The following is a 21,069-nucleotide window of genomic DNA, read 5'->3' as shown; positions in this document are numbered from 1 at the left end:
TAAAAGAAACAAACATTTGAACTTACCAAATTAAATTTCGTACTTTTACCTTGTTGAAACAGCTGATTTCCATATCGCTATCTCTTTTTATGCTCTTCGCTACCATTGGTATGGCGAAGACGACCCATTTTTGTATGGGTCATGAAGTGAAGTCAGAAATCGGTTTTGGAGAAAAAGATGTGGACTGTGGGATGAATATGGATTCCTCCAAGGATGAAGATTCGCCTAAATCAGATCCCACAAGCTGTTGTCAAAATATCGTTGAACACATGCAGGTGGAAGACGATTTTTCTGCTGAAAAACACACAATTTCTTTTGACCTCGAGTTTGTTGCAGCATTTACTCAGGTTTTCATCTTCGGAATTGAGGAAGTTGAAAAAGAAGTATACACTCCTTTTCATACTGATTCTCCGCCTCCCACTACCCCTCTCCATATACTTTACCAAACCTTTTTAATCTAGGATTCATTCCTGCGGTTTCACCGCGTGAATGCTTTGGAATGCACCAAAGCCATTATTCTTTTTCAATTAAAGGAATGAATCATGCTCAATTCAATTATCAAGTATTTCCTCGAGAATAAACTCGTCACCTTATTACTCCTACTTCTCATTGTGGGATGGGGAATTTCTACAGCTCCCTTTAACTGGGAAACCGGAATCATCCCTCGTGATCCTGTTCCGGTCGATGCCATCCCCGACATAGGTGAAAACCAACAAATCGTCTTTACGGAATGGATGGGGCGATCTCCACAAGATGTGGAGGATCAAATCACTTATCCGTTAACTACCTCTCTTTTAGGGTTGCCGGGGGTTAAAAGCGTTCGAAGTAGTTCTGCTTTTGGCTTTTCCAGTATCTATATAATTTTCGAAGAGGATATTGAGTTTTACTGGAGCCGATCTCGAGTTCTGGAAAAACTCAACTCCCTACCAGCAGGACTTTTACCCGATGGGGTCCAGCCTAAATTAGGTCCAGATGCAACCGCTTTGGGACAAGTTTTTTGGTACACGCTAGAAGGACGAGATGTGGAAGGAAATCCTATCGGTGGATGGGATCTTCATGAACTTCGCTCTATTCAGGATTATTACATCCGATATGCTCTGACAGCAGTTGAAGGGGTATCTGAAGTCGCATCAGTTGGGGGCTATATCAAAGAATACCAAGTTGACATTGATCCGGCTGCCTTGAAAGCAAATGGAGTCAGCTTGATGGATGTCATGGAAGCGGTCAGAAAATCTAATTTGGATGTGTCCGCAAATACCATTGAGGTCAACCGAGTTGATTATTTTATCCGAGGCTTGGGTTATGTGGAAGAGCTTTCGGATTTGGATAAAGCCGTAGTCAAAGTCACCAATAATGTCCCTATCCGAATTCAGGATGTTGCCCGGGTAAATATCGGTCCTCAACCTCGAAACATGGGTGGGATTTTGGACAAATCCGGTGCCGAAGCGGTCGGAGGAGTTGTCATCGCCCGTTATGGAGATAATCCGCTGAAGGTAATCGAAGGGGTTAAAGCCGAAATCGAAAAAATATCCGAAGGGCTTCCAAGCAAAACCCTGAGCAATGGAAAAATCTCAAAAGTCACTATTGTCCCTTTTTATGATAGAACCAACCTCATTTATGAGACTTTAGGAACACTCTACGAAGCCATTTCCCTTCAAATCCTTATTACCATCATCGTCATCATTGTGATGGTTTACAATCTACGGGCTTCCTTATTGATTTCTGCATTATTGCCTTTAGCGGTGCTACTCTGCTTCGTCTTTATGAAATATTTTGGCGTAGATGCCAATATTGTAGCCCTTTCGGGAATTGCCATTGCGATAGGCACCATGGTGGATTTGGGAATTATTTTAAATGAAAACATACTCCGCCATCTCAAATTAGCTCCTTCTGGAAAAAGCAAGTTGACTATTGTTTACGAGGCAACTTCTGAAGTAGCAGGAGCAATTCTTACCGCCGTCAGCACTACCATTGTCAGTTTTCTTCCTGTCTTTACACTTCAGGCAGCTGAAGGAAAACTCTTTGGTCCCCTAGCCTATACCAAAACCTTTGCCTTGATCTCCGCAGTAATCTTCACGCTGCTAATCATGCCTGCTTTTTCGCATTGGTTATTTTCCTGGAAAAGCCATAAGGGAAAATTAGCAAGGTATTGGAACTATGCTTTAGTGCTTGGAGGAATAGTCATCGCCTTTACTATTTGGTCTTGGGCAGGTTGGGTACTAGCTGCTTATGGTTTCATTCATTCTTTGGCCTTTCATTTTCCAGAACAAATTGAACCCAGAAAGAACTTCCTCATCATAAGTGTCACTCTTTTGGCTGTGGCTTCCCTCCTAACCTTGGAGTGGATGCCTTTGGGAGTATCAAATAGCACTTGGATCAATTTCCTATTCATCGCGTTTTTGCTGACTTTGGTTTTGGGAGGTTTTTCACTTTTTATCAAAGCCTATCCCAAGATTCTTCGCTGGTGTTTGGAACACAAAAAGACCTTTATTGCCTTCCCTGCGCTTGTGATTCTTTTTGGAGCCAATGTTTGGTTGGGTTTTGAAAGTGTTTTCGGCTTTGTTCCAAAGACCTTTGACCAAGCGGGCTGGAATATCAGGACCAATTCATTATGGTCCAGCCTAGCTCACAATTTCCCGGGATTAGGTGAAGAATTTATGCCTTCATTAGATGAAGGTTCATTCCTCCTTATGCCTACAACTATGCCGCATGCAGGTGTGCAGGAAAATAAGGAAGTTCTCCAAAAACTAGATATGCTGGTAACGGCCATTCCTGAGGTTGAATTGGTGGTAGGGAAAGCAGGACGAGCTGAAACTGCTATCGATCCAGCACCTCTCACTATGTTTGAAAACACAATCAACTATAAGAGTGAGTTTGCACGGGATGAAAACGGAAACCGAATTCGATTCAAGGTCAATTCAGATGGTCAATATGAATTGAAAAATGGAACCTTGTTTGATCCGGAAACCATGGAACCTCATTTGGTAAATGCTTCTCAATTGATTCCTGATCCCGACGGGGAGTATTTCCGACAGTGGCGATCCCATATCCAAAGTCCGGATGATATTTGGGATGAAATTGTCTCCGTCATTCAAATTCCAGGCGTCACCTCTGCTCCGAAACTTCAGCCAATTGAAACCCGCCTCGTAATGCTTCAGACTGGTATGCGGGCTCCTATGGGGATAAAAGTTTACGGTCCGGATTTGCAGACCATTGAAAATTTTGGACTCCAACTTGAAAAATTTCTCAAGGAAGTTCCTTCCGTAAAAAGTGAAGCTGTCTTTGCAGATCGAATTGTTGGCAAACCTTACCTAGAACTGGACATCAATCGGGAGGCTATTTCTCGATATGGAATGAATGTGGTAGATGTTCAGGAATTCATTGAAACTGCGATTGGGGGAATTCAATTGAGCACTACAGTGGAAGGTAGAGAACGCTATCCTATTCGGGTTCGCTATGCGCGGGAGTTTAGAGATGATCCGTCAGCCATTGAAAACCTACAGGTTCCGACTCCTCAAGGCAATTACATTCCTTTAAGTCAGTTGGCGGAAATCAGCTATCGCAAAGGTCCTGATATGATTCGGGGTGAAAATAGCTTTTTGGTAGGCTATGTACTCTTGGATAAAAAACCGGGCTTCGCCGAAGTAAGTGTGGTGGAGCAAGCCCAGAATTATTTGAAAGAAAAAATAGCTGCCGGTGAATTGGTTGTTCCACAAGGAGTCCGCTATGTATTTTCGGGAAGCTATGAAAACCAGGTTCGGGCCGAAAAGAGACTTTCCATAGTCGTACCCCTTTGCTTGATCATCATTTTCCTAATCCTTTACTTCCAGTTTAGAGCTGTATCTACCAGCCTATTTGTTTTCTCTGGAATCGCAATGGCCTTTGCAGGAGGATTTTTGATGCTTTGGCTTTACGGGCAGGAATGGTTTATGAATTTTTCCCTGTTTGATATTTCTATGAGGGATTTATTCCAAATGAAAGTCTACAACCTTTCTGTCGCTGTTTGGGTAGGATTCATCGCTCTATTCGGAATCGCTACCGATGATGGAGTAGTGGTTGCATCCTATTTGGATCAAAGTTTCAAATCCAACCAACCCCAAACCATTCAAGAGATTCGTGAAGCTGTTTTGGAAGCTGGAAAGCGACGAGTATTGCCTTGCTTGATGACAACGGCTACTACCCTTTTGGCGCTTATTCCGATTTTGACTTCCACTGGACGAGGATCGGATATTATGATTCCAATGGCTATTCCTGCTTTAGGAGGAATGGTCTTGGAATTGACAACTGTGTTTCTGGTTCCTACCCTCTATTGCTGGTGGGCAGAAAGAAAATTATCGACTAATCCATCTGCATTCACAGCAGATCAAAATCAATAGGCCATGAGAAAGAAAATCCTATTCTTCATCCTATTTGCCATTTCTTGGTCTTTTAGCCCAGGCCAAAGCTTAGATGATTATCTGGTGTTGGCTGGTGAAAACAACCCGGAGCTGAAGGCATTTTATCAAGAGTTTTTAGCGGCTTTGGAAAAAGCCCCTCAAGTGGGTACCCTACCAGATCCTGAATTGAATGCAGGAATATTCTTCTCTCCTATGGAGCGATTTATGGGGAATCAGTTAGCAGATATCCGCTTGATGCAGATGTTTCCTTGGTTTGGAACTTTAGGAACTAGAAAAGAGGCTGCAAACCTTCAGGCGGAGGCCCGATACCAGCTCTTTTTGGATGCTAAAAACAAGCTCTTTTACGAAGTGAAATCCACTTGGTTTGAGCTGTATCGCATTCATAAGGAAATTGAAATCAATCGGGAAAACCTTGAATACCTGAAAGAATATGAGCGATTGGCTTTGGTGAAATACAGCAGCTCTTCAAATCAAAGTTCCTTATCTGATATGTCTATTTCCAATACTGGATCAGGCACTCAGATGAGTGACATTCTACGGATCCGCATGCAGCAGTTGGAACTGAATAATTCCATTTTGACGCTGGAGGACGAATTGATTCCTCTTCAGATCAAATTCAACCAATTGCTAAACCGGGACATTCATGAAGAGATTTCAAGTTTAGATACCTTGGAGCCTACAGAATTACTCACTGATAAAATGGTGCTTTTAGATAGCATTCAGGCAAGCAATCCCATACTGGCGAATTTTGATGCACAGTATGCTGCTTTGGAACAAGAAGAACGGATGGCAAGATTGGAAGGGCGACCCATGCTGGGTGCGGGAATTGATTACATGCCTTTCCAACCCAGAACTGAGGGAAATATGATGATTGGCGGAAGAGATATGATCATGCCTATGGTGAGTATTTCCTTGCCTATCTACCGAAAAAAGACCGATTCAAAAATCAAGGAGACAGAATTACTCCGGCAAGCCACGCTTTTGCGCAAAGAAAAAGAACAAAACATGTTGGCTATGGAATGGGCAAATGCCATCCGGGATTTGGAAAATGCAAATCGGAAAATCCAACTCTATCAGGAACAAAAAGAAATCGCAAAGCAAACGTTGAAATTGCTTACTACCTCATTCACTGCAAATGGAAATGGGCTGGAAGATGTGTTGGCAGTTCAACAGCAATTATTGGATTTTCAGCTAAAAGAAATCAATGCTATCGTCATACAACATCAAAGTTTGGCCAAGCTGGAGTCTTTGCTTTCCAATGATATTTCCTCTTTAAACTAATAAGCTATGAAAAAGCTACTTTCAAATAAATGGATAAAAATTGCCGGCATTTTAGTGCTGGGAATAGGAATCGGATGGTTGATCAAACCTAGTTCAGAATCAAATCCGGAAGCTGATCATGATCACGCAGGAGAATTAGCCAGTCAAATTTGGACCTGCTCCATGCATCCGCAAATCAAGCTGAATGAACCGGGAGATTGTCCGATATGTGGGATGGATTTGATTCCACTTTCGGCTGCTTCAAGTAGTCAAAACGACAATCCTTTGGTTTTTGAAATGAGTCCTCAAGCAGCTGCTTTGGCAAATATCAGCACTACCCTAGTGGGTGGGAATGCATCCGGTGGGCAAGTTACTCTTACTGGAAAAATTCAAGCAGATGAGCGAGAAAATGCAGCCATTACTGCCAAATTTCCAGGAAGAATAGAAAAATTATATGTCACGTTTACTGGGGAGAAAGTTCGTGCAGGACAAAAACTGGCCAGTATCTATTCGCCTGAGTTATTGACTGCGCAGCAGGAATTAATTGAAGCAGCCAAATCCAAAGATCGGTTCCCAGAACTTTACCAAGCAGCCAAAGAAAAACTCAGATTATGGAAATTGAGTGAGTCTCAAATCTCCCAAATCGAAGCTACTGGCCAACCTCGGGATCAAATCGATATTGTTGCCGAACATAGCGGTGTTGTCCTAGAGCGAAAAATCGCTGTAGGAGATTATGTTTCCACCGGTTCCGTCTTGTTCAATATCGTAGACCTAAGCAAACTTTGGGTTCTTTTGGATGCTTATGAGTCCGATCTCCCATTCTTAAGTGTGGGAAATGAGGTTTCATTTACAGTGGCAGGATTGCCGGGTGAAACTTTCAAGGCGCAAGTGTCTTATATCGATCCACTGATTAATCCTTCCACAAGAGCAGCATCCGTCCGTGCAGAGGTTTCCAATAGCCAAGAAAAGCTTAAACCTGAGATGTTTGTCACAGCCATATTGAAATCAAAAGCATCAAGCGGTTCCCAAGAAATTTCCATTCCTAGAACCTCTATCCTATGGTCAGGAAAAAGATCTGTGGTTTACGTCAAAGTTCCGGGTTCAGAAGTTCCAGCCTTTGAAATGCGGGAAATTACCTTGGGCTCTAAAGTCGGTGATTCCTACCAAGTGGAAGCTGGAATTCAGGCCGGAGAAGAGATTGTAAGCAATGGGGTTTTTGCTATTGACGCTGCTGCCCAGCTTTCGGGTCAGTTTAGCATGATGAATCGACCAGAAACCAAAACAATAGACGTTTCTCCAGAATTTAGAGCCCAAATAACTCGCCTTGCAGATGCGTACTTTGAGCTTAAAAATGCTTTAGTAGCAGATGAATTTGATGAAAGTTTAGAAAAAGCTAAAAACACTCAATCCATTTTAAATCAAGTTGATATGAACCTATTTGGCGAATCAGCTCATGATGAATGGATGCAAGTTCAAAACCAGCTAAAAAGTGCTATTGAACGACTTCAAACAGCAGAAAATCTTGAAAAATCCAGATTGGCTTTTGCTGGATTATCTGAGGGAATTTTGGAGATGACTGAGCGCTTCGGTCTAGACAAAGAAGTCGTTTACAAAGATTATTGTCCCATGGCTTTTGGGGATCAGGGAGCCTATTGGCTTTCGGAAAGAAAGGATATCACCAATCCCTATTTTGGGGCATCCATGCTAACTTGCGGGGAAGTCAAGCAAACCTATCTTAAAGGTCAGCCTGTTTTGGCTACCCAAACAGTAACAACTCAAATTTCTACAACACATAATCATTAATTTTAAAAACCATGATCAAAAATTCATTATTCGCAATTGCCTTAGGAATGATCCTATTTGCTTGTTCTGAAAGTAAAACCGAACAAGAAACGCAAATTGAAACTCAAGAAATTTCCAGCGAAAGCCCGGCCGTTTCTGAAGCGAAAGGTACTTCTGCCATCATCGATGCTTACCTAGAAGTGAAAGATGCTTTGGTAAATGATAACTCTGGAGAGGCAGCATCCAAAAGTGAAGCCTTGGTAGCTGCACTAAAATCCTTCGATGTTGCCTCTTCCAAGGGTGAAGACATAGAAGAAGCTGAAAGACTGCAAATGGAAGCTGCTATGGTAGCAGAAAATCTTAACTCAGAGGATATCGCAGCACAGCGGGAGAGTTTTCAGACCTTGAGTGTATTGATGAAGGATTTTATTCAAATCGCCGGCACGGATCGCACACTTTATGAGCAATATTGCCCGATGTATAAGAATAATACCGGGGGAGTTTGGTTGAGTGCATCGACAGATATCAAAAATCCTTTATTCGGAAGTTCAATGCTGACTTGCGGTTCGGTGCAGGATACGATTGAGGTGAAGTGAGATTTTGTGGTCAACGGTCGACAGTCCACAGTCGACAGTCCCTAGACCATAGTTGATGGTCAACAGATGACAGTCCATGGACCATAGTCGATGGTCAACAGTCCACAGTCGACAGCTTGAAGCACTAAAAATCTTTGTCAGTCCGAGCATTCTACAGACAGGAGTCTGGAGAAAAGAGGACCCTTCGGCTCCCTGCCTGACGGCAAGGCAGGCGCTCGGGGTAACAAAAAATAAAGTCGCCATTTTAATTATATCCAAATGAAAAAAACAGTCTTCTTCCTCCTTTTCATACTCTCCATCAGCTCATTTGCATTGGCTCAGGAAAGAATCTTGGAGCCTTTGAAGGTTTCTCAAATACGAGGCATCAATGTGTTCGGAAAGCCGGTCGATAATCAAACCCGCTGTGTCCATTGGCATTCAGACTTGGATATTATTGCCATCAAGTTTAAATGCTGTGATAAATATTATCCATGCTTTTCCTGTCATGAAGAAGAAGCGGATCATGAGCATCAAGTCTGGCCAAAAACAGAATTTGATCAGAAAGCCATCCTTTGCGGAGTTTGCGGAACCGAATTAGGAATTCAAGAATACATGAATTCCAACAATACTTGTCCAAAATGCCAATCAGCCTTCAATCCGGGCTGTAGCAAGCATTATCACCTTTATTTCGAAACCGACCCTAAACAGTAAAATCCCCTAGCCATAAAACAGGTTCGAGGTTCAGTGTTCAAGATTTTGGGTAACTGACGAATTGTCGAATTGTGGAAATGGAGAGTTAAACGTTAAGTGTTAAAGGTTAAACGTGGTCAATGCCTAAAAAACGTTGACCGATTAGTCTCACTGTTTAACATTGACGAAATACGCTTCGCGAGATATGCTTCACTTCGTTTAGCGCCTGCCTGCCGTGGCAGGAGATACGCCTGCGGCGAGATATACGCCATTTGGTAATCAATTCAATAGCCCACGGTTTCAACCGTGGGTATAGAGATTCCGGCCCTCTTCCAGCGCTGGGCCCCGTCACATGGTTAGTAGAATAGATTTCAATACCAGCAAGATGGAAATGGATCTTATAAAGGAAGAATTAGGCAGTTTACTTCCGTTCGTGATGACACGAACGGCGGCGGAGAACGTAGCTGCATTTTGCAAGATTGATTCTTATTGCTTTCTTGAATCCACTAATGAGATTTTAAAAGGTCCCGGAGGAACGATATTTTGGTAACCCTGCCTTCGGCAGGCAGGCCCGCGTAAGGCTTTCGACGAAGGAGAAAGACGTAGCCCGGGGAAAAAGCCTACCGCTAATCCCAGCGCTGGCGAAGGATCAAAGTGTTGGAAAAGAAAAGCAATTGCCAGCAAGATGGAAACGAGGAATTGGATAATGGTTATTAGAAGAAATCCAATTCTCGAATCTTAAACGATTGCTTAATTTGTTCAAGGTTTTGGGTTCAAGATTCTGAGTTGGTTTTAAATCTAGCAGGTAATCCATCAATAGCCCGCGGTTTCAACCGTGGGTGACAGTCAACCACCTCCCCCTCAGCGCTGGGCCTTTTAACTTTGTTAAGACATGAGAAATTGGTCCCAGCAAGACAGAGACGAGAAATAAATCAAAAAAAAAGATAATTAGAAGTCGTGAGTGAAGACCTGTCTGACGCCAGGCAGGCACTCACGATGGCAATAAAAATTAAGATAAAATAGAAGTTGTGAATGAAGACCTGTCTGACGCCAGGCAGGCACTCACGACAGCAACAGAGACCGATCCCAAACACTAAATTTCCCCCACCCCTGCCTATGCGTAAAAACAATCAGTACTACATCCGAAGAACACATCGCTTCCTTGGCGTATTTATTGGAATTCAATTCTTCTTTTGGACCCTATCGGGAATCTATTTCTCCTGGACAGATATCGATGAGATTCATGGAGATCATTTTCATGAAACTCATCAAATGCAAGTCAGTGCTTCCAATTTATTAGACCCAGCTTCCCTGGATTCTTCTTTACAGATTTCAAGTTTGGAATTACGCTACGTCAAACAACAACCGTATTTCTGGATCAATGAGAGCCTACTTTTTAATGCACAAACAGGTGATTTAAAGGGAGAGATTTCGGAGATTGAAGCAAGAGAGATAGCTCAAGCCCATATAAAGGGTGATTTTGGAATCAAGTCGGTTGAGTATTTGACAGAAACTGGATCACATCATGAGTTTCGTGAGAGACCTTTACCAGCTTGGGCAATTCATTTTGATCATCCGGAGAATCTTACTGCCTATATCGATGCCAGAAATGGAAGTTTTGAACGTGTCCGACATCGAAGTTGGCGCTGGTTTGATTTTTTATGGATGTTCCATACCATGGATTATGCAGGCAGAGATAATTTCAACAACCTGATTTTAAGAGCTTTTTCTCTTTTTGGTTTGATGACCATTGGTTCTGGGTTTACTTTGTTTTTTATGACAATGAGGAAGCGGAGGAAGAAGGGTTAATGGTTATTGGTTAATTGTTATTGGTGATTAAAGGTGACCTCCAGATCTCATCCAATGACTTGATTTGTTCTAGGTTTTGGGTTCAAGGTTCAATGTTAATTTCACAATCATTATGTGGTCTATCAATAGCTCACGGTTTTAACATTGACGAAATACGCCTTCAATGAAATACGCTTCGCGAAATATGCTTCACTTCGTTTAGCGCCTGCCTGCCGTGGCAGGAGATACGCCTGCGGCGAGATATACGCCATTTGGTAATCAATTCAATAGCCCACGGTTTTAACCGTGGGTGATGGTATTCCAATTCTCCCTGAGCGCTGGGCCAAAAATTAAAAAATGAAAATGAAAATTCAGTCCCAGCAAGATGGAGACGAATATTAGTTTTAGAGAAATGGTAAATAGTAAAAACTACGTAAGCGTAGAACATTGAACCATAATCAAAACCTCATAAACAAAAAAACGCCTCCGTTTCCAGAGGCGTCTCTTAATTTTAGATAAACCAAATCTACAATTTACATTTTACCGATTACCTTTTACAATCTATCCCTCTTGGTACTTAATACTTCATACTTGGTACCAAGACTTGATACTTGATACCTGCTACTACTTATTCTTATTCCAAAAATAAACCACCGACGCCTGCGCCATCACACTCGTCAGGTTCTTTCCCTTCGGGAAGTCGGGGGTACTAGCCGGATCCAACTGCCACTGATAGTTTCGGGCATGGATTAACTGCAACTTGGAACTCAACAAGAGATTCCCAAACTGTTTATCGTATAAAAAGCCAAGAGAAAGGTCGACCCAGGGTTTATTTATTGACTGCTGCCCTAAGGATCTATAGAAAAATCCCTGCCTATTTTCTAATCGTTCTATCACCAATCCTTTCTTCTCAAAATTATTCACCAAAGCAACTTCCAGTGTTTGGATATTCATCCCAGGTCCCATTCCAACCCCTATCGGTTGGCCAAAATTTGTAAACCCTCTTGCCTGATGGTGCATATGCCAACTGCTCAAGCCCTCTAAGCCTTCATACCTGATATATCGATTGACTGATTCTTGCTGATGTGTTATTTCAGATCGGATCTGAATTTTTTCTTTTGAATTTGGTAAGTCAAAGAGCTTAATTAACCCAAAAATGTAAGCTCTTGCATGCTCAGGGTTTAAAATAAATTCCCTCCAAGAAAAGGCATGATCTCTTCTTCCAAATTCAAAATACACCTCCAATTTAGAGGGCTTATTTCTGAAGGAACCGAAAATGGTAAATTGCTGATCCTGACCATTCCTGTCAAAATCTATTGTATTTCCACCCTCAAAGAATCGCTTTTTCTGAAAACCCTGAAAAACCGGAAATAAGTCGATGAACCGTCCAGAAAGTGTTTTACTGTATTGCTGAACTGTTCGGCTAAATCCAAGTGAAATTCCATTTACCCACTTGGGATGCCAAGTGAAGCTAAAGGCATTCAAATACCTCCAATCACTGGAAATAGGGTCAAAAAACGCTTCATCCAATTCAGGAATTCCTGTACCACCAAGATTACTAGAAGCAAGCTTCCCCATCAGAAGCTGTAGTTCAATCCCTCCTATAAAAGTCTTGGCTGGTCTATGCGTATTGATTGTTAAATAAGGAAAACCAGCTGCATTATTTGAAAAAGTCAGGGAATTCCACTGCCCAGGCCCCCACCAGATATTTTTTGTAGAAATTCCTGTTTCAAATGCGCCATATTGAGCTACCAATTTGGTTTGTCCCCACCAAAGTTTTGAATAAATTCCATTCCCAAAGGATTGAGGGAAATCCCCATAGTTTAGGTCAAAATAAAAATCATCAATTTGAGAATCAGACCAATTCCGTAAAAATTCGGGTTCAGCACCTTTACTTCCAAAAACCAATTCCGGATTAAACTCTAGTCTTAAAAATTCCCAAGATGCATTAATCCCTCCTGACCAATAAGATTGGTATCCCTTTACTGGTAAAACACCCCGATCATCCCAACCATAATTTGATCTGCTGCTGATTCTTTGAAAGGAAACAAAAGGACTGATTGAATACCTGACTCCCCATTCGGTCTCTTCCTCTGGAACCTCTTGGAAAAAAGCGTACCTAAAATCCTGAATGGAAGAAGTATCTGAAAAGCTGAGGCTATATCTCCTACTTAATTCCCGCTCATTGGAATAGGTATTTTGAAAAATCTGAGATTTTAAAGAACCCGAAAACAGAAATAAAAAAAGAGAAATGAATAAAATCCGCCGAACCATTACCCCAATTTAGCGCGTATAACTTCAAAAATGAACTGAGGTGTAGAAATTAGGTTTCTACGCCACAATCTTCTCGGTTCCTTGATAAATCTTGGAAACCATTCCAATCCCAAATCTATCCAAAACTGACTTGGCCTTTTTACTGTTCCGGCATAAAAATCGAAAACTGCTCCTATCGAGCAAACAACTTTAACATTTAGATTTTTCCTATTTTTTGCCACCCATTTTTCCTGCTTTGGAGCTGTCATTCCCACAAATAAAATATCTGGGCCAAACTCATGTATAGCTGCCAGCATTTCACGATTTTCCTCTTCGGAAAAATCAGGTTTAAAAGGAGGGCTATAAACCCCCGCTTGAATAGAAGGAAACTCTTTTTTCAAGCGATTCTGAATCAATTCTAGGGTTCTTTCCGAAGCGCCTAAATAAAACACCTTTCCTCCTCCCTTGCTTTCCAACAATCGTAAATAATGGAGGTGTAAATCAAAGCCAGAAATCTTTCTGATTTCCTTCCCTTTTAAAAATTTGCTGGCCCAAACAACTCCCACTCCATCAGGAAATAAAAGATCTGAATCAATCAATGCTTTCTGAAAATCTCCGTCTTCCTTTGCGACGCAATAGGAATGCGGGTTTAGCGTATTGGCTACAGAAAGCTGATCAGGAAGATCTTGTGGAAGATGAAGCGTCAACTTATACTTAAGAAGTTCCATCTTGTAAAATTTTCTTTAAATCAGTAGCAAATGAACTAGTGAATGCCTTTTGACCCACTGGATTTAGGTGAATGGGATCAAAAAAATAATTGAACTGGTCTTCCCAGCCCTCTAAATACTCCAAATAATCAATATTGGAATCTTTATCAGCTAAACTCCTAAAGTAATTCAACTCCTTTCGGAATTTCTCTGGTTCAGCATGATTGTAATACGATATGGTGGGGACATAAACTAAAATCACCCTCTTACCCATTTCCTTCAACTTTTGAAGGGTTTCTTCAAATATCCTACGATTTTCTTCTGAGGAATTAATCTGTCGAAAATTGCCACTTTCGACATTTAATTTTAATTGTAGGGTATCAACTACTCCAAATTTCAGGTTATCCCAGTTATTCAAATACCCTCGAAAAGAACTGCTGATTAAGCCCTCATTATACCGACTTGTTTTGATCAATTTATGCTGCCAATAGTCTAAAAATTCAGCTTCTTTCTTTACATAAGCTGCTGGAGCCTCTTGATCTAAAAAGGGATAAAACAACTTATAGGAATTAGCACTTAGACCTTCCCCCGTAAACATCCATGCATCCACCCCATAAACTACGATTTCCAATTCCGGATTTTCTTCTGAGAGCTGATCGATCATCAAATCCCTTTCAGCCACATTCACTCCTTCTCGAGTGTATTTGGAAACCGGAATTTTCAATTCATCCTCAATAGCTTTTTTATCCAAGCCCAACATCAAGTGGGAATGTCCCACAAAAGCAATTTTAGAGTCTGTCCTTAAGCCATAGTACCGGAATAATCCCTGCTCCAAAAATTTCCCAATGGAGAAATCCAAAAGAAAAAACGCTAATACGAAACTTGCAATCTTAATTTTCAATTTAAAACTGGAAGTAAATGAATGCATTAGAACTAACACCAAATAAGGATATCCCTATTAGAAGCATCAAAAAGGCTGAAGCAGAAAGCCAAGCTGGAAATTTCGAGGGCCTGTAATACATGCCAACAAGCCCTTTGTATTGCCCAAATTGGACAAATGCCAACATGAGAATCAATGCTATAGAAAGTAAAGAGGTGACCGAAGAACTGCCCCACCAAAGGCCTCCTTCCAATTGAAAAATCTTTTGACTGATATACCAAGCATCCCCAATTGAATTTGCCCTAAAGAATATCCAGGCATAGGTCGCCAAAACAAAAACCACAGGAATTTTAAAGGACTTGTAAATCGGACTACCTAATACGCTGATTAGTCCTAGGGCTTTCATTCCCTGTTTCCCTAAAAACTCAACTAGGTAATAAAATGCGTGCAAGGCGCCCCAAACAATAAATGTCCAATTTGCGCCATGCCACAAACCAGAAACCAGAAAAACAATAAAAATATTTACAATCCAACGAGGTACAGATACCCGGTTTCCTCCCAAAGGAATATACAAGTAATCCCCAAACCAAGTGGACAAGGATATATGCCACCTTTTCCAAAACTCAGCGATGGAACTAGACCAATATGGGAGATTGAAGTTTTGCATTAATTTAAACCCCATCACTCGCGCTACACCAATCGCCATATCAGAATAACCGCTAAAGTCACAGTAAATCTGAATAGAAAAGAAAATAGTAGCCATCAATAAGGTAGGCCCTGACCAAAGCTGTGGATTATCAAAAACAGGATCGACATAAAGCGAAAGGCGATCTGCTATGACAACTTTCTTAAATAATCCCCAGATAAAGATCTTCAATCCGGCTATCCCTTCATCCCAATTGAAATATTTTTTCTCTTTGAATTGTGGAAGGATATGGTCAGATCTTTCTATAGGACCTGCCACTAGCTGAGGGAAAAACGCCACAAAGGTTAAAAACTTCGCTAAACTAGGCTCCGGCTCGATCTTTTGACGATAGATATCAATGCTGTAACTCAGAGCCTGAAAAGTGAAGAATGAAATACCTACAGGTAAGATTACTTCCAGTGAAGGAAGCGCTGTGGGCTTTCCAAAAAATGCACTTACATCCTCTACACTTTCCAAAATAAAATTAGCGTACTTGTAGTACAGTAAAGGCAAAATGGAAATAAATGAAGTAAGTGCCATCCACCAACCTTTGTTTTTTCCTTTTGCCACTTGTTTTCCCACATAGAAATTACTAAAAGAAACTCCCAGCATCAGAAAACCAAATTCCCATCGCCAGGACATATAGAAATAATAGGAAGCAACTAAGAGTAGAAAAACTCGAAACCGCTGCGGCAGATTGAAAAATAAAATCAGAACCGCTAAAAAAAACAGGACAAATTCCCAGGAATTAAATAGCATTAACTCTTAGATAGCTTAGTACCAATTTCTGATAAAACGTTTAAAAAACTATTTTCAAATGTCTCCAAACTATATTCCCTTTGAAATTTTTTCCTCCCTGCATTACCAATGCCCTGTCTTAATTCAGGGTTTTCGCACAAAGTGAGAATTGTTTTTGCTAACTCCTTAGGAGATTGAGCAGGGACTAACAGTCCATTCACCCCCTCCTCTATTATTTCAGGGATAGCTCCTTCTTTTGTAGAAACAATAGGCAAACCTGCCTGCATAGCTTCTAATAATACCAAAGGGAAGCAATCTTCATGAGTGGGGTGAATAAATACATCAGCCTTTTGGAGAATACGGATTTTTTCTTCCCCAAACACTTTTCCAATGAACTGAACCCGATCTCTCAGGTTTAATTGGTTAATCTGCTTATTTAATTCTTCTACTGAAATATCCCCCTCACCTCCAGCCAAGGTGCATTTAAAATTGAGGCCTTTGTTTTTTAAAATTTCACAAGCCTTAAGCAAATCCAACACTCCCTTACTTTTGATTAGGTTAGACAAAAAAAGTATGTGTATAAGTTTTTTTTCAACTTCCTTATGATGACTTTCTGAGAATCCTAGGTCTGGAATTCCATTTGGACAAAAATAAACCCGGGACATGGGCACAAAATCTTCTACATCAGAATACAATAAAGGAGAAAGTAAAATCACATGAGCCTTTTTAAAAACAAAAGGATAAAGTCTCTTTCCTATGGGACTCTGAGAATATTCTTTTACTCCTTTATTATGGAAGTGAAAAACATGTGGTACACGAAAAAGCCTACAAGTCCCAACTATAACTGAATCTTTTAAAAATCCTAAACCTGAAGAAGTTAAGGTGATATAGACCATATCAGGTCTATGAAAAAGCACTCGAAAGACTGTCTGAAAAATAATCTTAAAATATCGAACCCACTTTTTTAATCCCGATTTTCCGATATCATCTACCGAATTGGAGGTACTAAGGTTAATATAATAAGCCTGTAAAGACTGATTGATCAGAGTACTTGACTTAATATATTGGCCTACCATAGCCGCACCGTGTATCGGAGGAGGGAAATGAAGGATGAAAAGGATTTTCATCAAATCCCCAAACAATTGTCTTTCCTATAAAAAAGGGTAGTCTTACTAAGGTTCAACTCTTGAGGAATCATTCCAGTAAATGATATTTCTTTAAACCCTAAATCAACCATCATTTTTTTTATTATCGGCCAATCAGGACCATCTGTATTATCCCAAATAACAACACCATAATCATTTAAAAAAGGGATTCCATTTTTTGCAGTAGCTATTCTATCCCCAAGATTATCAATGATAAGAACATCGAATTTTCCTATGATATTGCTTTTATATTCTTCAAATTCTGGAATTGAATTAACTTTAATAATTTTGGAATTAGAGTTAATCTTAGTTCTTATTTCTTCAGCCCAGTCTTGATAATCTTCAATAGCAACCACCTCTTTTACTCTATTACTTAGATAGATAGAACTATTTCCACAACCAAATTCAAGAACACGTAAATTTTTATTTAATCTAGGTTCTAAAAAATCAATAAAAGAATATGTCCACCAAGGTATAGAATTCCCTTTGTTATCATTTACAACCCTAGATCTAAATGATCTAAACCAACCTATTTTTTTAAGAGCGGAGCTAGGATGAATAGCTAAAAATATAAAACCTAAATTAAGTTTTCGTCCTAAGTTAAATAGATAATTATACATAGTTTTCTGAATTAAATTGAGTTATATCTACCTTTCCAAAGTATGGATATAATTTTTCGAAAGAAGAATATATTTTTTTCTTTATTCTCCACGAAGGATATTGAGTTCAATAATCCCAAAGCAAATCGATTTAAATCCCAATCACTTATTATCTTCACCGAAGATTTTGCCATTTTTGCTTTTTCTAGCTCACTTAATTGATGAAACTGAATTAGTTTTTTTTCTAATCCAAAATTATCATCAATATCGAAAATAAATCCATTCTCTCCTTCCTTCACAATTGTATCAGCACAACCCACTTTATTACTTACTATTACTGGTAAACCAGAGGCCATGGCTTCATTTATAACTAGTCCCCAGGTTTCTCCAAAAGAGCTAGGGAGAATAAAAAGAGATGCGTTTTTATAAATAGACCTTAATTTTTCTTGCGATTGAAATGGCAAAAAATAGACATTATTGTGTAGACGCGAATCATTCACATACTTTTCTAGCAATTTTCGCTGATCTCCATCACCAACCAAGAGAAGATTTGGAACATTTTCAAATTTTTTAATTAATTCTTGATAGGCTTTCAATAGTGAAAGAAGGTTTTTCTTTTCAATTTGCCTACCAACGTTTAAGTAATAGCCTTTTCTAAAATATGTGGGTATATCTTCAAGCTCGGCCTTTTTCTGAAAAAAAGAATTATCTACCACATCTACACCATAAAATATTTGTTCTTTTTTTAATCCAAAAAACTTAAACGTTTCGTCCCATGCCGGTGAAGGACAAAAAATTGCATCAACACAAGAATAAAGCTGCTTTTTAATCCAATTCACAAAAAAAGTTCTTGGGACATCCTCGATTCTCGCGTCATCAAAAATAATAAGTGGAATAGCGTGCTTATTCGCATAGTTCAATGCGTTTGCACCGGATGGAAAAGCAATGGCACCAGCGATCAAAATATCAGGTTTTATTTCATTTAGTCGTTTATTTAACCTTTCTCTGATATCTGAAGGCCTCAAATCAGCAATTGGAACATCCTGAAACAAACATTCCCAATATTCAGGAAGCCCAGTTCTGCTCTCAAAATTATAATTACCCCCATGACCGGAAATCTCTAAAACATGTAAACTATATAGGCTCTTATTTAACGAATTAAAAAAATGATGGATCCTAGCAGGCCAATAAATCCTAAAATCAGTGTGTATTAGGACGATTTTTTTTTTCATTCAATTAACGAATTATAAATTTCATTTTTAGCGGAATAGGATAACCCTAAAAGTAGAAACTGTAAATTACCAAAGGAATGTGCATATATAAGTACATTATCTGTGTTCATTACCAAAAGGAAGGGCACAAAAGCAGTTGCTGCTCCATAAGCTAAGATTTGAAGATGAGGATAATGATATTTGAAATCCTTTCGGACTTTTAAAATAAAAAATACTACAGTTAAGAGAAAAACAATCATGCCGATCATACCATAATCAATTCGGATTCTTAACCAATCATTATGAGCCAAATAATTTGAAGAGTATCCAAGTGCTATAGCACGGTCGATTTGGGCGTTAGAACCCGCGCCAATCCAATATTGCCCCTCTTGAATAGTTGCTTCTAATAATTCCCACATATATTTTCTTCCTGTGGTTTGAACCATATCAGGATTATTCAAAGCTTCTTCAAGAGATACGCCTGTCCTATGGAAAGATTTCATTTGAAATCTTTCGGAATGAAATAAAAATAAACCAATTAATACTGATGAAAATAAAAGAATTAATCTTTTAAAAATTCCAAGATTAGCAATAGTTAAAATAAGAATACCTATACCTGCAATTATTGGTCCTCTTGTAACGGCCAATAACGGTATACTTAAAGCCAGCAAATAAAAAAAAAGATGCTTTTTTTCTTTTGAGTAAATAAATAAGACTAGATAATAAGATTGAAACAACAAAGAGGTAATTCCTTCAACAGCTAAACCGGTAATTGATGGAATTATTCCTAATATCAATTGCTGTAGTTTAACAAAAGGAATCGTCAATAACCAAATAATAAAGATGAAATCAAAAAATTCAAAAACTTCCTTCCAATTCAAAAAAAACCTTTGTTTACTAACTGCTAATCCAAATAACAAAGGTGTCAAAATTTGCAAACTAGATTGAAAAGAGAAAATGTGAGGCCTAAATAAACCAAGAATCACTACTATAAACCATGGAATCCAAAATAACAAGGGAAAGTTTATTTTATTTTTGGATATAAATAAAACAAATATGGAATACACTAAAGGAAGAACCCAACCCCAGCCAGTTGCTGAGAAACCTAAAATAGAAAAATTAAGAGTAGTTGATAAAATAAGGATCCATCCTACCATAACAATTGGAAAAGGGAGATTTTTGGATAAGTAGAAAAATCTTCTAAAATTCAAATACTTGAACATAAGTATTTTTCAATAGCATTAGCAATATATCTTGAAGCTAACCCATCACCATAGGGGTTTTCAGAGGATATCATATCCGCATAAAGCTTTGGATCATTTATCAAAGAAGCTACATTATGTACGATCTCATTATGATTTGTTCCGACCAACTTAACAACCCCAGACTTAACGGCTTCCGGTCTTTCAGTAGTATCTCTCATAACAAGTATAGGCTTCTTTAGTGAAGGTCCCTCTTCTTGGATTCCACCACTATCGGTAAGAATAACATAGGATAAACTCATTAAATAAACAAATGGTAAGTATTCTTGAGGTGGTATCAACTTGATATTTTCAATTTTACCGATCTCTGCAAATACTAGATCTTTAACATTGGGATTTAAATGGACAGGATAAACTATTTGAATATTTGGAAACATACTTGCTAAATCCTTCAAAGCCTTACAAATATTCATAAAGCCAATTCCAAAATTTTCTCTCCTGTGGCCGGTTACTAAAATGAATTTGCGTAAAACATCAACTCCTAAACTGTTGAAACCATTCCTAAGTGTATCAGAAATGTCTTGATCATTTTTGATTTTTTCGACAATTAGATTTAAAGCATCAATTACAGTATTGCCTGTAACAACTATCCTATCTTCTGAAACCCCATCTTTTAAAAGATTTTTTTTGGTACTGATTGTGGGAGCAAAATATAGATCAGAAATTTTGTCGGTAATCTGCCTATTAAGTTCTTCGGGCCATGGGGATTGCAAATCAAAGGTTCTTAGACCCGCTTCTACGTGCCCTATTTTAATTTTAAAATAAAAAGCAGCTAATGAAGTAGCCATACAAGTAGTAGTATCTCCATGAACCAACACCATAATCGGCTTATATTCACCAAGAATTTTTTTCATTCCATTTAGGATCTTTATTGTAATATCTATCAAACCCTGATTAGGTTCCATAATATTCAAATCATAATCAGGAGTTACCTGAAAAAGATTCAATACCTGATCTAACATTTCTCTATGCTGAGCAGTTACACAAACCTTAACATGAAATTTACTATTTGATTGTAATTCTTTAACCAAAGGAATCATTTTAATTGCTTCAGGCCTAGTACCAAATACAATCAATATTTTTTGTTTCTCAGTCAT

The 21,069-nt window shown here is 39.1% G+C and carries 16 protein-coding genes; 7 read left to right on the top strand and 9 right to left on the bottom strand.

Annotation, left to right across the window (positions count from 1 at the left end; all coding sequences use genetic code 11):
* Positions 1-50 precede the first annotated feature (50 nt).
* The 7 genes from E4S40_RS01860 to E4S40_RS01830 all read left to right on the top strand — a co-directional run bounded on the left by E4S40_RS01860 (position 51) and on the right by E4S40_RS01830 (position 10,513).
* On the top strand, positions 51-461 hold the full coding sequence (locus tag E4S40_RS01860; protein WP_135070028.1) for an HYC_CC_PP family protein: 411 nt from the start codon (positions 51-53) through the stop codon (positions 459-461).
* A gap of 81 nt (positions 462-542) precedes the next feature.
* Positions 543-4,376 (top strand): efflux RND transporter permease subunit, encoded by a 3,834-nt coding sequence (locus E4S40_RS01855; RefSeq protein ID WP_135070025.1) that lies wholly within the window; start codon positions 543-545, stop codon positions 4,374-4,376.
* A 3-nt stretch (positions 4,377-4,379) separates the two neighbouring features.
* Entirely contained in the window at positions 4,380-5,678 is a 1,299-nt protein-coding gene (locus tag E4S40_RS01850; RefSeq protein WP_135070022.1) for a TolC family protein, read from the top strand.
* 6 nt (positions 5,679-5,684) lie between these two features.
* Positions 5,685-7,460 (top strand): efflux RND transporter periplasmic adaptor subunit, encoded by a 1,776-nt coding sequence (locus tag E4S40_RS01845; RefSeq protein WP_135070019.1) that lies wholly within the window; start codon positions 5,685-5,687, stop codon positions 7,458-7,460.
* A gap of 11 nt (positions 7,461-7,471) precedes the next feature.
* Positions 7,472-8,035, top strand: a complete 564-nt coding sequence (locus E4S40_RS01840) for a DUF3347 domain-containing protein (protein WP_135070016.1) — start codon at positions 7,472-7,474, stop codon at positions 8,033-8,035.
* 258 nt (positions 8,036-8,293) lie between these two features.
* Positions 8,294-8,725 (top strand): CHY zinc finger protein, encoded by a 432-nt coding sequence (locus E4S40_RS01835; protein ID WP_135070013.1) that lies wholly within the window; start codon positions 8,294-8,296, stop codon positions 8,723-8,725.
* 1,095 nt (positions 8,726-9,820) lie between these two features.
* Positions 9,821-10,513 (top strand): PepSY domain-containing protein, encoded by a 693-nt coding sequence (locus E4S40_RS01830; protein ID WP_135070010.1) that lies wholly within the window; start codon positions 9,821-9,823, stop codon positions 10,511-10,513.
* 603 nt (positions 10,514-11,116) lie between these two features.
* On the opposite strand, the gene E4S40_RS01825 is transcribed toward E4S40_RS01830, so the two are convergent.
* From E4S40_RS01825 to wecB, 9 genes are all read right to left on the bottom strand, one after another.
* Positions 11,117-12,766, bottom strand: a complete 1,650-nt coding sequence (locus tag E4S40_RS01825) for a hypothetical protein (protein ID WP_135070007.1) — start codon at positions 12,764-12,766, stop codon at positions 11,117-11,119.
* A complete protein-coding gene (locus tag E4S40_RS01820) occupies positions 12,766-13,473 on the bottom strand; it encodes a WecB/TagA/CpsF family glycosyltransferase (RefSeq protein WP_135070004.1) in 708 nt (235 codons plus the stop codon). The genes E4S40_RS01825 and E4S40_RS01820 overlap by 1 nt, the downstream gene beginning before the upstream one ends.
* The gene (locus E4S40_RS01815; RefSeq protein WP_135070001.1) at positions 13,460-14,353 is read right to left on the bottom strand and encodes an SGNH/GDSL hydrolase family protein; all 894 of its coding nucleotides are present in this window, start codon (positions 14,351-14,353) and stop codon (positions 13,460-13,462) included. Before E4S40_RS01815 ends, E4S40_RS01820 begins: the two co-directional genes overlap by 14 nt.
* 1 nt (position 14,354) lies before the next feature.
* Positions 14,355-15,659 (bottom strand): MBOAT family O-acyltransferase, encoded by a 1,305-nt coding sequence (locus E4S40_RS01810; RefSeq protein ID WP_202615316.1) that lies wholly within the window; start codon positions 15,657-15,659, stop codon positions 14,355-14,357.
* 116 nt (positions 15,660-15,775) lie between these two features.
* The gene (locus tag E4S40_RS01805) at positions 15,776-16,882 is read right to left on the bottom strand and encodes a glycosyltransferase family 4 protein (RefSeq protein WP_135069995.1); all 1,107 of its coding nucleotides are present in this window, start codon (positions 16,880-16,882) and stop codon (positions 15,776-15,778) included.
* On the bottom strand, positions 16,882-17,520 hold the full coding sequence (locus E4S40_RS01800; RefSeq protein ID WP_135069992.1) for a class I SAM-dependent methyltransferase: 639 nt from the start codon (positions 17,518-17,520) through the stop codon (positions 16,882-16,884). The genes E4S40_RS01805 and E4S40_RS01800 overlap by 1 nt, the downstream gene beginning before the upstream one ends.
* 11 nt (positions 17,521-17,531) lie before the next feature.
* On the bottom strand, positions 17,532-18,731 hold the full coding sequence (locus E4S40_RS01795; RefSeq protein WP_135069989.1) for a glycosyltransferase family 4 protein: 1,200 nt from the start codon (positions 18,729-18,731) through the stop codon (positions 17,532-17,534).
* Complete coding sequence (locus tag E4S40_RS01790) at positions 18,728-19,867, bottom strand: O-antigen ligase family protein (protein ID WP_161971756.1); 1,140 nt, start codon at positions 19,865-19,867, stop codon at positions 18,728-18,730. Before E4S40_RS01790 ends, E4S40_RS01795 begins: the two co-directional genes overlap by 4 nt.
* A 50-nt stretch (positions 19,868-19,917) precedes the next feature.
* A complete protein-coding gene (gene wecB, locus E4S40_RS01785; RefSeq protein ID WP_135069984.1) occupies positions 19,918-21,069 on the bottom strand; it encodes a non-hydrolyzing UDP-N-acetylglucosamine 2-epimerase in 1,152 nt (383 codons plus the stop codon).

This window comes from Algoriphagus kandeliae (genome assembly GCF_004571135.1).
Classification (GTDB): domain Bacteria; phylum Bacteroidota; class Bacteroidia; order Cytophagales; family Cyclobacteriaceae; genus Algoriphagus; species Algoriphagus kandeliae.
Note: the sequence above shows the minus strand (reverse complement) of the source record. Positions and strands in the feature narration are given on the sequence as shown.